Source organism: Cellulomonas sp. Marseille-Q8402 (assembly GCF_965119525.1).
Genome location: NZ_CBCPLX010000001.1, coordinates 1,186,302 through 1,200,292 on the forward strand (window position 1 = coordinate 1,186,302; position 13,991 = coordinate 1,200,292).

General features: G+C 79.0%; 12 protein-coding genes. 8 read left to right on the forward strand and 4 right to left on the reverse strand.

Annotated elements, in window-relative coordinates; translation table 11 throughout:
• Positions 1-21: 21 nt before the first annotated feature.
• Both ACWPWW_RS05445 and ACWPWW_RS05450 read right to left on the reverse strand, forming a co-directional pair.
• A complete protein-coding gene (locus ACWPWW_RS05445; RefSeq protein WP_454049318.1) occupies positions 22-738 on the reverse strand; it encodes an esterase/lipase family protein in 717 nt (238 codons plus the stop codon).
• The gene (locus ACWPWW_RS05450; protein ID WP_454049319.1) at positions 735-1,517 is read right to left on the reverse strand and encodes an alpha/beta fold hydrolase; all 783 of its coding nucleotides are present in this window, start codon (positions 1,515-1,517) and stop codon (positions 735-737) included. Before ACWPWW_RS05450 ends, ACWPWW_RS05445 begins: the two co-directional genes overlap by 4 nt.
• 251 nt (positions 1,518-1,768) lie before the next feature.
• Between ACWPWW_RS05450 and ACWPWW_RS05455 the strand changes: the two genes are divergently transcribed.
• From ACWPWW_RS05455 to ACWPWW_RS05490, 8 genes are read left to right on the forward strand one after another with little or no spacing between them, the layout of a single operon-like run.
• Entirely contained in the window at positions 1,769-3,442 is a 1,674-nt protein-coding gene (locus ACWPWW_RS05455) for a carbamoyltransferase family protein (protein WP_454049320.1), read from the forward strand.
• Entirely contained in the window at positions 3,439-5,031 is a 1,593-nt protein-coding gene (locus ACWPWW_RS05460) for an HAD-IIIA family hydrolase (protein ID WP_454049321.1), read from the forward strand. Before ACWPWW_RS05455 ends, ACWPWW_RS05460 begins: the two co-directional genes overlap by 4 nt.
• Positions 5,028-6,050: a glycosyltransferase family 9 protein gene (locus ACWPWW_RS05465; protein ID WP_454049322.1), complete on the forward strand. Its 1,023-nt coding sequence runs from the start codon at positions 5,028-5,030 to the stop codon at positions 6,048-6,050. Before ACWPWW_RS05460 ends, ACWPWW_RS05465 begins: the two co-directional genes overlap by 4 nt.
• Complete coding sequence (locus ACWPWW_RS05470) at positions 6,047-7,027, forward strand: glycosyltransferase (protein WP_454049323.1); 981 nt, start codon at positions 6,047-6,049, stop codon at positions 7,025-7,027. The genes ACWPWW_RS05465 and ACWPWW_RS05470 overlap by 4 nt, the downstream gene beginning before the upstream one ends.
• Positions 7,024-8,241: a glycosyltransferase gene (locus tag ACWPWW_RS05475; RefSeq protein ID WP_454049324.1), complete on the forward strand. Its 1,218-nt coding sequence runs from the start codon at positions 7,024-7,026 to the stop codon at positions 8,239-8,241. Before ACWPWW_RS05470 ends, ACWPWW_RS05475 begins: the two co-directional genes overlap by 4 nt.
• Positions 8,238-10,286, forward strand: a complete 2,049-nt coding sequence (locus ACWPWW_RS05480; protein WP_454049325.1) for a PfkB family carbohydrate kinase — start codon at positions 8,238-8,240, stop codon at positions 10,284-10,286. The genes ACWPWW_RS05475 and ACWPWW_RS05480 overlap by 4 nt, the downstream gene beginning before the upstream one ends.
• 11 nt (positions 10,287-10,297) lie before the next feature.
• Positions 10,298-11,008, forward strand: a complete 711-nt coding sequence (locus ACWPWW_RS05485) for an SDR family oxidoreductase (protein ID WP_454049326.1) — start codon at positions 10,298-10,300, stop codon at positions 11,006-11,008.
• Positions 11,005-12,063 (forward strand): glycosyltransferase family 9 protein, encoded by a 1,059-nt coding sequence (locus ACWPWW_RS05490; RefSeq protein WP_454049327.1) that lies wholly within the window; start codon positions 11,005-11,007, stop codon positions 12,061-12,063. The genes ACWPWW_RS05485 and ACWPWW_RS05490 overlap by 4 nt, the downstream gene beginning before the upstream one ends.
• Here the strand turns inward: ACWPWW_RS05490 and ACWPWW_RS05495 are convergent.
• Positions 11,996-12,967 (reverse strand): NAD-dependent epimerase/dehydratase family protein, encoded by a 972-nt coding sequence (locus ACWPWW_RS05495; protein WP_454049328.1) that lies wholly within the window; start codon positions 12,965-12,967, stop codon positions 11,996-11,998. The two genes, ACWPWW_RS05490 and ACWPWW_RS05495, sit on opposite strands and share 68 nt — an antisense overlap.
• Positions 12,964-13,887, reverse strand: coding sequence for a glycosyltransferase family 2 protein (locus tag ACWPWW_RS05500; protein ID WP_454049329.1), 924 nt, complete (start codon positions 13,885-13,887; stop codon positions 12,964-12,966). The genes ACWPWW_RS05495 and ACWPWW_RS05500 overlap by 4 nt, the downstream gene beginning before the upstream one ends.
• Positions 13,888-13,991: the final 104 nt, after the last annotated feature.

Consider the following 13,991-nt stretch of genomic DNA (forward strand, 5'->3'; position numbering starts at 1 on the left):
GCGGGCCGGGTCAGGCGCGGCTCAGGCGCGGGACGGGGGCGGGACGGCGGCGAACCGCGCCAGCTCCGTCAGGAGCAGCGGCACCAGGGCCGGGTCCGTGAGCGAGCGGAAGTGCCCGGGCGTGGCCAGGCGGACGAACCGCGCCCCGGGCAGCTCGCTGCCGCCCGGGATGTGCGGGTCGTAGCAGGTCGCCACCGACACGATCCGCTCGTGCTCGGCGCGCTGGGCGGCGAGCGCGGTCAGCACCTCGTCGTCCGGCAGGAACGCCCGCACCGAGCGCAGCGGCAGCAGCCGGGCGTACGGCGACCCCGAGAACGGGGTGTTCACCGCGACCATGCCGAGGACGCGGTCACCCACGTCCGCCCGGCCCATGACGGACTTGCCGATCAGCCCGCCCTTCGAGTGCGCCACGACCACGACGTCACGCAGACCCGTGTCGCGCAGGTGGGTGGCGGCCAGCTCGGCCATGTCCGGGACGCTGCCGCGGTTGAGGCCGAACGGCGCCACGACGTGCACGGGGTGCCCGTGGGCGTGCAGCGCGCGCGCCAGCGGCTCGAGGAACCGCCAGGTCTCGTAGACGCCGGGCAGCAGCAGGACCGGCGGCCGGCGCGCGGGCTCGGGGCGGGTGTAGCTGTCGGAGGTGGTGCGGGAGAGCAGGCCCTGCACCTGCCGCGCCGCGGCGTAGGCGTAGTCGGCGGCCCACCACCCCGCGTGGCGGAGCCGCGTCCCGGGCGTCACGCGCGCTCCCCCGCGCCGTCCCGCACCCAGCGGGCCACCAGCGGCGCGTGCGTGGCCATCGCCACGTGCCCGGCGCGCGGCACCTCGCGCGCCTCGCCCCGCGGCGCGAGCGCCGCCAGCCGCCGGTTCCACGGGCGGGACGACACCGGGTCGTGCTCGCCGCGGACCAGCAGCGCCGGCCCGGGCAGGCGCGCCACGGCCGCCTCGGTGTCGTAGGCGAACATGTGCGGCAGGACCGCCGAGTACCAGACCGGGCCCGTGCGCACGTAGTCGCTCGCGACCACCGCGTTGACCCCGAGCGGCTCGTGCAGGCCGTCCTTCGCGAGCCGGAGGCCCTGGTGCAGCACGCCGGGCGCGTCGCGGTCGACGACGGTGCCGATCAGCACCACCCGCTCGACGACCCCGGGCGCCCGCAGCATCGCCTCGGCAGCGACCTGCGCACCCATCGAGTGCCCGACCAGGACGGCGCGGCCCAGGCCGCGGTGCCGGAGGACGGCCAGCACGACGTCGGCGAGGTCCTCGACGGTCGGCACCCGCCGCGGCCGCGCACTGCGCCCGAAGCCCGGCAGGTCCGGCACGAGGACCCGGTGGTCGCGCGCGAGCGCGCCGGCGAGCGCGCGGAAGTACCGCTCCGACGTCCCGATGCCGTGCACCAGCACCACGACCGGCGCGTCGGCGGGCCCCACGTCCGTGACGACCACACCGGCCTCCGGGTCCAGCCCCCGCGGCCGGCCGCCGCCGAGCGTCCGGGCCAGCCACCGCCCGGGCGCCGGCCTCACGCGCCGGCGCCGGACGCCGGACCGGTGCGCGCGGTGGGATGGTCGGGGGGCGTCGCGGGCGTCGGGGTCATCGGCACTCCAGAGGTCGGTCGGACGAATCGGGACGAAGGGGAAGCACGGTTCAGGATGCGAACCGTGCTTCACCCGAGCACAGTGGCGGGGAGCAGCACGCGGGTCCGGACACGGGCTCGGCCCGTCCCTCGTCCGTCGAGCACCTCGACTCTGGACGACTCGGGGAAGGTCGGCCACTCATGCGCGTCCTCGGCGTGAACGCGATCTACCACGACCCCGCCGCGGCCCTCGTCGTCGACGGCCGGGTCGTCGCCGCTGCGGAGGAGGAGCGGTTCAGCCGGCGCAAGCACGGCAAGCGCCCCGTCCCGTTCGCGGCGTGGGAGCTGCCCGAGCTCGCGATGCGCTGGTGCCTGGAGGCGGGCGGGCTCCGCCCCGCTGACCTGGACGCGGTGGCGTACTCCTTCGACCCCGCGCTGTCCAAGCCGGCCGAGGAGCTGGGGCTGGACGACCCGTGGGACCACCTGCGGCTGATGTACGCGGAGAAGGCGCCGGGCTTCCTCGCGACCGCCCTGCCCGGGCTCGACCGGTCCCGGGTCCGCTACGTCCCGCACCACGTCGCGCACGCCGCCTCCGCCGCGCTGGCCTCGCCGCACCGGACGAGCAGCGTGCTGGTCCTCGACGGGCGCGGCGAGCGCGCCTCGCACCTGGCCGGCCGGTACGTCGACGGCCGGCTGGAGGTGCTGGGGAGCCAGGAGCTGCCGCACTCGCTGGGCCTGGTCTACGAGTCGCTCACCGAGCACCTCGGGTTCCTGCGGTCGAGCGACGAGTTCAAGGTGATGGCGCTCGCGTCCTACGGCGAGCCGCGGTTCCTGGCGGACCTGCGGGAGGTCGTGCGGACCACCGGCGACGGCGGGTTCGTCGCGGAGGCGCCCGACTGGACGCGCTGGGCGCCGCCGCGGGTGGACGACGGCACCTGGGGCGGCGACCACGCCGACCTCGCGTGCTCACTCCAGGCCCGCCTGGAGGAGGTGCTGGTCGAGCTCGCGCGGTGGCTGCACGAGCGCACGGGCGACCGGGTGCTCACGATGGCCGGCGGCACCGCGCTCAACTGCGTCGCCAACTCCCGCGTCTGGCGCGAGTCGGGCTTCGAGGAGGTGTGGGTGCAGCCCGCCGCGGGAGACGCCGGCACGGCGCTCGGCGCGGCGCTGCAGGTCGCGGCCGACGAGGGCGAGGCGGTGGCCCCGATGCCGTCCGCGGCGCTCGGCCGCTCCTGGACGGACGACGAGATCGCCGGCCGCCTGCGCCTGGCGCGCGTCCCGTTCCGCACGCCGGCCACCGACACGGCGTTCGCGGACGAGGTCGGCCAGGTGCTCGCCGACGACGGCGTGGTGGCGTGGTTCGACGGCCGCAGCGAGTACGGGCCGCGGGCCCTCGGGCAGCGCTCGCTCCTCGCCCACCCGGGCCACGCGGAGAACCTGGAGCGGCTGAACGACGTGAAGGGCCGCGAGCAGTTCCGGCCCGTCGCGCCGATGGTGCTGCTGGACCAGGCGGCGGAGATCTTCTCCGACGGGCCGGTCCCCAGCCCGTACATGCTGTTCACGCACACGGTCGCCGAGGCGTGGCGCGACCGGATCCCGGCCGCCGTGCACGTCGACGGCACCGCGCGGATCCAGACGGTCGACCCGGCGACCCAGCCGCGGCTGGCGGCGACGATCGCGGCGTTCCGCGACCGCACCGGGCTCCCCGTGGTGATCAACACCAGCCTGAACACGGCCGGCCGGCCGATGGTGGACGACCCGCGCGACGCCCTCGAGCTGTTCGGTTCCGCACCGGTGGACCTGCTGGTGCTCGGCCCGCACCTGGTGCGGCGCGCGGACCTGTTCGCGACCGCCCTCGCAGAGGCGCCCCGGTGAGGCCGGGGGCGGCCTGGTCCGTCGTCGTCCCGACGATCGGCCGGCCGCAGCTGCGGCTGCTGCTCGCCGCCCTCGCGGCGCAGCGGTTCGACACGCTGCCGCCGCCGGACGCCGTGGTGCTCGCGGACGACCGGCGGCTGACGGCGACGGCCCCGCTGGACCTGGGTGGGCTGCGCCTGCCCGTCCCCGTGACCGTGGTCCGCACCGGCGGGCGCGGCCCGGCGGCGGCGCGCAACGCCGGCTGGCGGAGCACCCCCGCGAGCTCCGCGTGGGTCGCGTTCCTCGACGACGACATCCTGCTGCCCGACGGCTGGGCCGACGCGCTGGCCCGGGACCTCGCCGCGTGCGCACCGGACGTGGCCGCGACCCAGGCGCGGCTGCACGTGCCGCTGCCGTCGCACCGGCCGCCGCTGGACTGGGAGCGCAGCACCGCGGGTCTCGAGCACGCGCGCTGGGCCACGGCCGACATGGCCTTCCGCCGGGACGCGCTGGAGCAGGTGGCCGGCTTCGACGAGCGGTTCCCGCGGGCCTACCGGGAGGACGCCGACCTGGCGCTGCGGCTGCGCCTGGCCGGGTGGCGGCTGGTCCGCGGCTCCCGCAGCACCACGCACCCGGTGCGGCCCGCCGACGACCGGGTGAGCGTCCGGGTGCAGGCGGGCGCGGCGGACGACGCCCTCATGCGGGCGCTGCACGGCCGGGCCTGGCGGGAGCTCGCCGAGACCGGGCGGGGGCGGTTCCCCTGGCACGTGGCGACGGTGGCCGCCGCCGGTGCCGCGGCCGGCGCGCTGCTCGCCCGGCACCCGCGCACGGCCGGGGTCGCCGGTGCCGTGTGGCTCGCGCTCACCGCCGACTTCGCGCGGCGGCGCCTCGCGCCGGGCCCGCGGCCGGGGCAGCCCGAGGGTGCGGCCGAGTGGCGCCGGATGGCGTGGACGAGCGCCGTCATCCCGTTCGCGGCGGTGCGGCACCGGGTCCGCGGCGCCCTCGCGCACCGGCGCGCGCCCGACCCGTGGCCGCTGCCCGTACGCGCGGTGCTGTTCGACCGCGACGGGACGCTCGTGCACGACGTGCCGTACAACGGCGACCCCGACCGGGTCCGTCCCGTCGCCGGCGCGCGCGAGGTGCTGGACGCGCTGCGCGCCGCGGGGGTGGCCGTCGGGGTGGTGTCCAACCAGTCCGGCATCGCACGCGGGCTGCTGGACCGCGCCGACGTCGACGCCGTGAACGCCCGGGTGGCGGCGCTGCTCGGCCCGTTCGACTCCGTGCACGTCTGCCCCCACGGCCCCGGCGACGGCTGCGCCTGCCGCAAGCCCGCGCCCGGCATGGTGCTGGCGGCCGCCCGGGCGATCGGGGTGCCACCCGCGGCGTGCGCGGTGGTCGGGGACATCGGCGCCGACCTCGGGGCGGCCGTGGCCGCGGGCTCCCGGGCGGTGCTCGTGCCGACCCCGGCGACCCGGCCCGAGGAGGTCGACGCCGCGACGGAGGTCGCCCCGGACCTGCGGTCGGCGGTGGCCCGGCTGGTGCCGGGCGTCGTGGCGGCGCGGGCGGCGCGGCCCGCACCGGCTCCGGTGGCTGCGGGCGCCGCCGCGTGAGCCGGGTCCTGGCCGTGCGGCTCGACAGCGACGGCGACGTGCTGCTGACCGGGCCGGCGATCCGGGCGCTCGGCGCGCTCGGGCCGGTGGACGTGCTCGCCTCCCCGCAGGGCGCGCACGCCGCGGCGCTGCTCCCGGGCGTCGAGGAGGTGCGGACGTTCGCCGCGCCCTGGACCGGGTACCGGCCCGCCCCGTTCGACCAGGGCGAGGTCGCCCGCGTCGTGGGCGCGCTGTCCGGCCGGTACGCCCGCGCGGTCGTGTTCACCTCCGACCACCAGAGCCCGCTCCCGATGGCGGTGCTGCTGCGCCTGGGCGGCGTCGGGTTCGTCGCCGCGACCAGCGAGGACTACCCCGGGTCGCTGCTCGACGTCCGGCACCGTCGCGGCGACGGGCTGCACGAGGTGCGGGCGGCGCTCGACCTCGCGCACGCCGCGGGCGGCCACCTGACGCCCGGCGACGACGGCGGCCTCGCCGTCCGAGACCCGCTGCCGGACGTCGCGCACCTGGTCCCCGACCGGCCCTACGTCGTGCTGCACCCGGGCGCCTCCGTCCCGGCGCGCGCCCCGCGCCCCGAGGACGCGGGCGCGTACGCCGCCGCGCTGGCCGCGGCCGGCTGGGCGGTGCTGGTCACGGGCGGGCCGGCGGAGCGCGTGCTCACCGCCCGGGTCGCCGCCGGCCGGCACGGTGTCACGGACCTCGGCGGCCGCACGGACCTGCCGGCGCTGGCGGCGGTGCTCGCCGGGGCGGCCGCGGTCGTCGTCGGCAACACCGGGCCGGCGCACCTGGCGGCGGCCGTCCGCACGCCGGTGGTCTCGCTGTTCGCGCCGGTGGTGCCCGCCGACCGGTGGGCGCCGTACGGCGTGCCGACCGTGCTGCTCGGCGACCAGCGGGCCGCGTGCGCCGGGACCCGGGCACGCGCGTGCCCCGTGGCCGGGCACCCGTGCCTGGCGTCCGTGGCGCCCGCCGCGGTGGTCGAGGCCGTGGCCCTGCTGGCGGCCCGGGCGGGGGTGCCGGCATGAGGGTGCTCGCCTGGCACGTGCACGGGTCGTGGATGACGTCGTTCGTCGAGGGCGACCACGAGTGCGTCATCCCGGTCGACGCGGCGCGCTCCCGCGACGGGCTGGGTCGCGCCCGCACCTGGGACTGGCCCGCCCGGGCCCGGGAGGTCCCCGTCGAGGCGCTGCGGGACGAGCCGGTCGACGTCGTGCTGCTGCAGCGCCCGCACGAGCTGGACCTGCTGCGGGCCTGGACCGGCCTGCGCGCCGGCGTCGACGTGCCGGCGGTGTACGTGGAGCACAACACCCCCGCCGGCCCGGCGGTCGCCACCCGGCACCCGCTGGCCGACCGCGACGACGTCCTCCTGGTGCACGTCACGGCGTTCAACGCCCTCGTCTGGGACAACGGGTCGGCGCCGACGACGGTCGTCGAGCACGCGGTCCCGGACCCCGGGCACCTCTACACCGGCGCGCGCGCCCGGGTGGCCGCCGTGGTCAACGAGCCGGTGCGCCGGTGGCGGGTCGCCGGCACGGACGTGCTGCTCGACGTCGCCGCCCGGGTGCCCGTCGAGGTGTACGGGGCCGGCATGGCGGCCCTCGCCGAGCGCGCCGCCGCCGACGGCGTCGACCGGTCCGGGCTGGCCGCCCACCTGCACGAGGACGTCCGGCAGGCGGAGCTGCACCCGCGGCTCGGCGCGGCCCGCGCCTACCTGCACCCGTACCGGTGGACCAGCCTGGGCCTGGCACTGGTCGAGGCGATGACGATCGGCATGCCGGTCCTCGCCCTGGCGACGACGGCCGCGCCGGAGGCCGTGCCGCCCGAGGCCGGCGTCGTGTCGTCCGACCCTTCGGAGCTCGCCGCGGTCGCCCGGCGCTGGCTCGCCGACCCGGACGAGGCCCGCGAGCGCGGGACCGCGGCCCGGGAGCACGCCCTGCGGCGGTTCGGCATGGACCGGTTCCGCGCCGACTGGAAGCACGTCCTGACGGAGGTGACCCGATGAGGATCGCGATGGTCTCGGAGCACGCCAGCCCGCTCGCCGTGCTCGGCGGCGTCGACGCGGGCGGGCAGAACGTGCACGTCGCCGCGCTGGCCACCGAGCTGGCCCGGCTCGGCCACGCCGTGGAGGTGTACACCCGCCGGGACGACCCCGGCCTGCCCGAGGAGGTCCCCCTCGCGCCCGGCGTGCAGGTCGTCCACGTGCCCGCCGGGCCCGCCGGACCGGTGCCCAAGGACGACCTGCTGCCGTACATGGGCGACCTGGGCCGCTGGCTGGCCGCCCGCTGGGCGCGGACCGCGCCGCCCGACGTGGTGCACGCGCACTTCTGGATGTCCGGGCTCGCCGCGCTGCAGGCGGCGCGGCCGCTGGAGGTGCCGGTCGTGCAGACGTTCCACGCGCTGGGCTCCGTCAAGCACCGGTACCAGGGCGCCGCCGACACCAGCCCGCCCGGCCGCGTGCGCGCCGAGTCGGTCGTGGCCCGGCGCGCGGACCTCGTGATCGCGACGTGCTCGGACGAGGTGGCCGAGCTCGAGCGGCTCGGCCTGCCCGCCGCCCGCACCCGGGTCGTGCCGTGCGGCGTGGACGTGGCTCGTTTCACGCCGGCCCGCGGCTCCGGCACGGGCCGTCGTCTGGTGGCGATCGGGCGGCTGGTCGAGCGCAAGGGCGTTGACACCGTCGTCCGGGCCCTGGCCGAGGTCCCCGGCGCGGACCTGCGCGTGGCCGGCGGCCCGCCCCGCGACCGGCTCGCCGACGACCCCGAGGCGCGGCGGCTGCTCGAGGTCGCCCGCGAGGCCGGGGTCGGCGACCGGGTCCGCCTGCTCGGCGGCGTCCGGCACGAGGACGTGCCCGCGCTGCTGCGCTCCGCCGACGTGGTCGTCGCGACCCCCTGGTACGAGCCGTTCGGCATCGTCCCCGTCGAGGCCGCGGCCTGCGGCGTGCCGGTGGTGGGCAGCGCCGTCGGCGGCCTGCTGGACACCGTGCAGGACGGGGTCACCGGCACGCTCGTGCCGGCCCGCGACCCGGCGGCGCTGGCCGCGGCCCTGCGCGTGCTGCTCGACGACGACGGTCTCCGGGCGGCCTACGGGCGGGCGGCGCGGCGGGCCGCGGTGGACCGGTACGCCTGGGACCGGGTCGCCGCGCGGACCGTCGCGGTGTACGCCACGCTGCTGCGGCCGGCCCTCGGCCGCGAGGCCGCACGGGCGGTGAGCGTCGGATGACGACGACCTGGTCGACGGGCGCGGGCTGGCTCCCCGGGCACCTCCGCGAGGTCCGCGCCGCCCTGGACGCCCTGGGGGCGGAGTCCGGCCGGGTGGACCGCTGGGCCGCGACGCTGGCCCGCGTGCTGGGCGGCGGCGGGCGGCTGCTCGCGGCGGGGAACGGCGGCAGCGCGGCCGAGGCGCAGCACCTCACGTCGGAGCTGGTGGGCCGGTTCACGGACGAGCGCCCGCCCTACTCCGCGCTCGCCCTGACGGCCGAGACGTCCAGCGTCACCGCGCTCGTCAACGACTACGGCGCGGAGGAGATGTTCGCCCGGCAGGTGCAGGCGCACGGCCGGCCGGGCGACGTGCTGGTCCTGCTGTCCACCTCGGGCGCGAGCCCCAACGTGCTGCGGGCCGCCGAGCGCGGCCGCGCGCTCGGGCTCACCGTGTGGGCGCTGACGGGCCCGGCGCCGAACCCGCTCGCCGCGCTCGCCGACGACGCCCTGTGCGTGCCGGCGCCGTCGACCGCGGGCGTCCAGGCGGTGCACCTCGTGGCGGTGCACGCGCTGTGCGCGGCGTTCGACGCGCGGGTGGCCGCTCCCCCGTCCGCCGCCCCGGTGCACGCGGCGGCGGAGCACGACCCGCCACCCGGACCGCGCGCGCACGTCGTGGTGGTCGGCGACCTGCTGCTCGACCGCGACGTCGACGGCCGCACCGACCGGCTGTGCCCGGACGCCCCGGCGCCCGTCGTCGACGTGGCGACGGTCCGGGAGAGCCCCGGCGGGGCCGGGCTCGCGGCGCTGCTCTGCGCGGCCTCCGGCGCCGCCGTGACGCTGGTCGCGCCGCTCGCCGCGGACGACGGCGGACGCCGGCTCGCCGGCCTGCTGGCCGGGGAGGTCGCGCTCGTCGCCCTGCCCCACGTCGGTAGCACCCGGACCAAGACCCGCGTGCGCAGCGGCGGCCAGTCCCTCGTGCGGCTGGACGAGGGCGGGCCCGGACGCCCCGGCGACCTCTCCGAGGACCTGCTCGCCGCCGTGCGCACCGCCCTCGCCGGCGCCGACGCGGTGCTGGTGTCGGACTACGGCGGCGGGACCACGACCGACCCGCGGCTGCGCGACCTGCTCGCCGAGGCGGCCGGCCGCACCCGCACGGTCTGGGACCCGCACCCGCGCGGCGGGCCGCCGGTGCCGGGCACCACCCTGGTCACGCCCAACCTCGCGGAGGCCGGCGGTGCGCTCGAGGTCCCGGCGGGCACGCCGCCGGAGACGCTGGCCCGCGACCTGCGGGACGCCTGGCGGGTCGGCGCGGCCGTGGTGACCGCCGGTGCGCGGGGTGCGTACCTGGCCGCGGGCGGCGACGCCCTCTTCGTCCCTGCGCCGCCCGTGCCCCACGGCGACCCGTGCGGTGCCGGCGACCGGTTCGCCGCGTCCGCCGCCGTCGCCCTGGCCCGGGGAACCGTCCCGTCCCGCGCCGTGACCGTCGCGGTCGCCGACGCCTCGGCGTGGGTGGCCGCGGGCGGCGCGGCAGGCTTCCGGGTCCGGCGCGACCCGCCGCCGGCCCGCCCCGCGGGCGACCACGCCCCGCCCGACCGCGGCGACCCGCTGGCGGGCCTCGCCGCCCGGCTGCGCGCGCGGGGCGGGACGCTCGTCGCCACGGGCGGCTGCTTCGACCTGGTGCACGCCGGGCACGTGGCCACCCTGCAGTCCGCCCGCCGGCTGGGCGACGCGCTGGTGGTGCTGATGAACTCCGACGCCTCGGTCCGCCGGCTCAAGGGCCCCGAGCGCCCCGTCGTCGGCGCCGCGGACCGCGCCCGGGTCCTCGAGGCCCTCGACTGCGTGGACGCCGTCGTCGTCTTCGACGAGGACGACCCCGGGGCGGTGCTCGACCGCCTTCGCCCCGACGTCTGGGCGAAGGGCGGCGACTACGGCGGCACCCGGCTGCCGGAGGCCGACGTCGTCGAGGCCCACGGCGGGCGGGTCGTCCTCCTGCCGTTCCTCGACGGCCGGTCCACCAGCGCGATCCTCGACCGCTCGGGCGCCGCCCGGGCGCGGACCACGACGTGAAGGAGCATCCCGTGACCACTCTCCCGCCGCCGTCCCCGCGCGACCTCGGCACCGTCTTCGTGACCGGCGGCGCCTCCGGCCTGGGCGCCGCCGTCGTGGACGCCGTCGAGGCCGCCGGGGGCAAGCCCGCCGTGCTCGACCGCGCCGCGCCCCGCCCCGGCGTCCCGTCCGTCCAGGTCGACCTGGCCGACTCCGCCGCCGCGGCGGCCGCCGTCGAGGAGCTGGCCCTGACCGTCGGCCCGCCCACCGCTGTCGTGACGGCCGCCGGCATCGACGCGTGCGGGGCGCTCACCGACATCGACCCCGCCGCGTGGGAGCGGGTGGTCCGGGTCAACCTGTTCGGCACGGTGGCCGTGGTCCGGGCCGCGCTCCCCCACCTGGAGCGGGTGCGCGGCACGGTCGTCACCGTCGGGTCGACGCTCTCGCTGCGCGGGATGGGCGACGCCACCGCGTACTCGGCGTCGAAGTTCGCCGTCCGCGGCTTCACCCACGCGCTCGCCGCCGAGTACGCCGGGCGCGTCGGGGTCACGCTGCTCATCCCGGGCGGCATGCGGACCCCCTTCTTCGACGGGCGGGCCGAGCAGTACCGCCCCGGGCCGGACGCGGACCTGAACGACCCCCGCGCGACCGCCGGCGCGGTCGTCACCGCGCTGACCCAGCCCGTCGGCAGCGAGATCCGCGAGCTGCTCGTCATGGCGTCGGGCGAGAGCTCCTGGCCGTGACCCGGACGGCGCGGACCGCCGGGGCGCAGGTCGGGCCGGACGACGTCCTGGTCCTGCGCGCGCTCGGGCTCGGCGACGCCCTGACCGGGGTCGCCGCGCTCCGGGGCGTCCGCCGCGCCTGGCCCGGCCGCCGGCTCGTGCTGGCGGCGCCGGCGGAGGTCGGCGGGTTCCTCGCGCGCCGGGGCGTCGTGGACGCGGTGCTGCCCGCGCACGGCCTCGCGCCCCTGGCCGGCGTCGGCCGGGGCGGGCACGTCGCCGTCAACCTGCACGGGCGGGGGCCCGAGAGCCACCGGCTGCTCGCCGCGACCCGGCCCGCGCGGCTGGTCGCCTTCGCCGGGCCCGGGGCCCGCGACGGCCCGGGCTTCCGGGCCGACGAGCACGAGGTCGACCGCTGGTGCCGGCTCGTCGCCGGGGCCGGTGGCCCGTGCGGGCCGGACGACCTGCGCCTCGACGTTCCCGGCGTGCCCGATGTGCCCGGCGTGCACCGGCCGCCGCGCTCCGGGGACGTGGTGCTGCTGCACCCGGGGGCGGCGTCCGGCGCGCGCCGGTGGCCGGCCGACCGCTGGGGCGCCCTCGGCGCCCGGCTGACGACCACCGGCTGGGCCGTCGCGGTGACCGGCGGGCCGGACGAGCGCGACCTGGCGGCCCGGGTCGCGAACCTGGCGGGCGCGGGCGCGCACGACCTCTCCGGCGTGCTGGACCTGGACGCCCTGGCGGCGCTCGTCGCCGGGGCGCGGCTCCTGGTGTGCGGCGACACCGGCGTGGCGCACCTGGCCACCGCCGTCGGCACCCCCTCCGTGCTGCTGTTCGGCCCCACGCCGCCGGCCGGCTGGGGGCCGCGGATCGACCCGGACCGGCACCGGGTGCTGTGGCGCGGCGAGCCGGGGTACGCCGGCGACCCGCACGGCGCGGCGGTGGACCCCGCGCTCGACCGGATCACCGTCGACCAGGCGTGGGACGCGGTCGGGCAGACGCTGGTCGCGGCGGCTACGCCGGTGCCCGCAGCGCCCCGGCGAACCACGCGACCGTCTGCTCCAGACCCGTCGCCCAGGTGACCTCGGGCGCCCAGCCCAGCACCCGGCCCGCGAGGGTCGTGTCGGGGCGGCGGACCTCCGGGTCGTCCACCGGCCGCTCGACGAGCTCGATCCGCGAGCGGGACCCGGTCGCGGCGACCACGTCCTCGGCGATCTGCCGGACCGACAGCTCCGTGGGGTTGCCGATGTTCATGGGGCCGGGGTGCCCCGACGCCGCGAGCGCCAGGATCCCGCGCACCAGGTCGTCCACGTAGCAGACGGACCGCGTCTGGCTGCCGTCACCCGCGACGGTGATCGGCTCGCCGGCCAGGGCCTGCCGGATGAAGGTCGGGATCGCGCGGCCGTCCCGCGGCCGCATCCGCGGCCCGTAGGTGTTGAAGATCCGCACGATCCCCGTGTCCACGCCCTCGGCGGTGCGGTACGCGGTCGTCAGCGCCTCGGCGTACCGCTTGGCCTCGTCGTAGACGCCGCGCGGGCCGATCGGGTTGACGTGGCCCCAGTACGACTCCGGCTGCGGGTGCACCTGCGGGTCCCCGTACACCTCGGAGGTCGACGCCAGCACGAACCGCGCGTCCTTGTCCTTGGCCAGGCCCAGGGCGTGCCACGTGCCGAGCGACCCCACCTTGAGCGTCTGGATGGGCAGGTGCAGGTAGTCGACGGGCGAGGCCGGGGACGCGAAGTGCAGCACCAGGTCCACGTCGCCCGGCACGTGCACGTAGTCCGTCAGGTCGCACCGCAGCAGCCGGAAGCCCGGGTCGTCCGCCAGGTGCGCGACGTTCGCGGGTTCGCCGGTGAGGAAGCTGTCCAGGCACACCACCTCCGTGCCGGCCGCGCGCAGCGCCGTGCACAGGTGGCTGCCGAGGAACCCCGCCCCGCCGGTCACGACGGCGCGGCGGAACGCGGGCAGAGCGGGCAGAGCAGTCATCGGCGCTCCTCGTGGACGGTGGGGGCGCCGGCGCCGGCGGGCGCGGGTGCCGCCGCGAGCAGCGCCCGCAGCCGCAGCACCTCCGGCGGCAGCACCCGCCGGCGTCGGAGCGCGCGGGGCAGGTCGGGCAGCGCGGCGCGGATCCCCCGGCGCCCGGCCCGCGTCCCCGCGGCGGCGCGCACGTCCCGGCCGACCTCGCCCCACGGCAGCCGCAGCACCGCGGTGAGCAGGTGCGCGCGGGTCACGGCGGCGACGCGCTGCTCCGGCGCGTGCCGGCGGGGCGAGGGGTGGTGGTGCACGACGGCCCGCGGCTCGTGCACGATCGCGTGGCCCCGGGCGGCCAGGTCCAGGGCCAGCCGCTCCTCCTCGCCGGGGAACCGCACGACGTCGTCGAACCCGCCGGCGGCGAGGAACGCGTCCCGGCGGACCATCGCCGCGCAGGCGATGAACCCGAGCGTCGTCGGCAGGTCCGTCCCGGCCGGCCGGGGCAGCGGCGACGCGGCGAGCACGGCGCAGAACGGGTCCGGCCGCTCCTCGGGGCCGACCAGCACGCGGGCCTGCACGACCGCGACCCCGGGGTCGGCCGCGAGCACGTCGGCCGCCGTCGTCAGCGACCCGGCCGCCCACCAGGAGTCGTCGTCCGCGAATGCCACGAACGGCGTCGTCGCGAGCCGGACGCCGAGCGTGCGTGCCGCCGCGCCGAGGTTGCGGCCGGCCTCCACCACCGCGACGTGCGGGTGCGCGGAGCGGACGGCCGCGGCGGTGCCGTCGGTGGAGCCGTTGTCGACCAGGACCACCGGCGCCCGGTGCCGGCCGAGGGAGCCGACCAGCTCGTCGCGCCGGTCGCGGCTCATGACGACGACCGTGACGCGGGCGTCCTCGACCGGGGGCCCGACCGGGGTGCCCGCGGAGACCGTCACCCCGCCTGTCTACCGCTCCCGCTCCCCGGTCGCGCGGTGAGCGCGCCGCCGGCGGCCCGGGTGCCCCGCGGGTGCGCACGCCCCGGCACGGCGCGACAGTGGGA

Bases quoted from the DNA above. Each gene is read 5' to 3' on its own strand.
- ACWPWW_RS05480 (WP_454049325.1), top strand. From the start codon at position 8,238: ATGACGACGACCTGGTCGACGGGCGCGGGCTGGCTCCCCGGGCACCTC.
- ACWPWW_RS05475 (WP_454049324.1), top strand. From the start codon at position 7,024: ATGAGGATCGCGATGGTCTCGGAGCACGCCAGCCCGCTCGCCGTGCTC.
- ACWPWW_RS05470 (WP_454049323.1), top strand. From the start codon at position 6,047: ATGAGGGTGCTCGCCTGGCACGTGCACGGGTCGTGGATGACGTCGTTC.
- ACWPWW_RS05455 (WP_454049320.1), top strand. From the start codon at position 1,769: ATGCGCGTCCTCGGCGTGAACGCGATCTACCACGACCCCGCCGCGGCC.
- ACWPWW_RS05495 (WP_454049328.1), bottom strand. From the start codon at position 12,967: ATGACTGCTCTGCCCGCTCTGCCCGCGTTCCGCCGCGCCGTCGTGACC.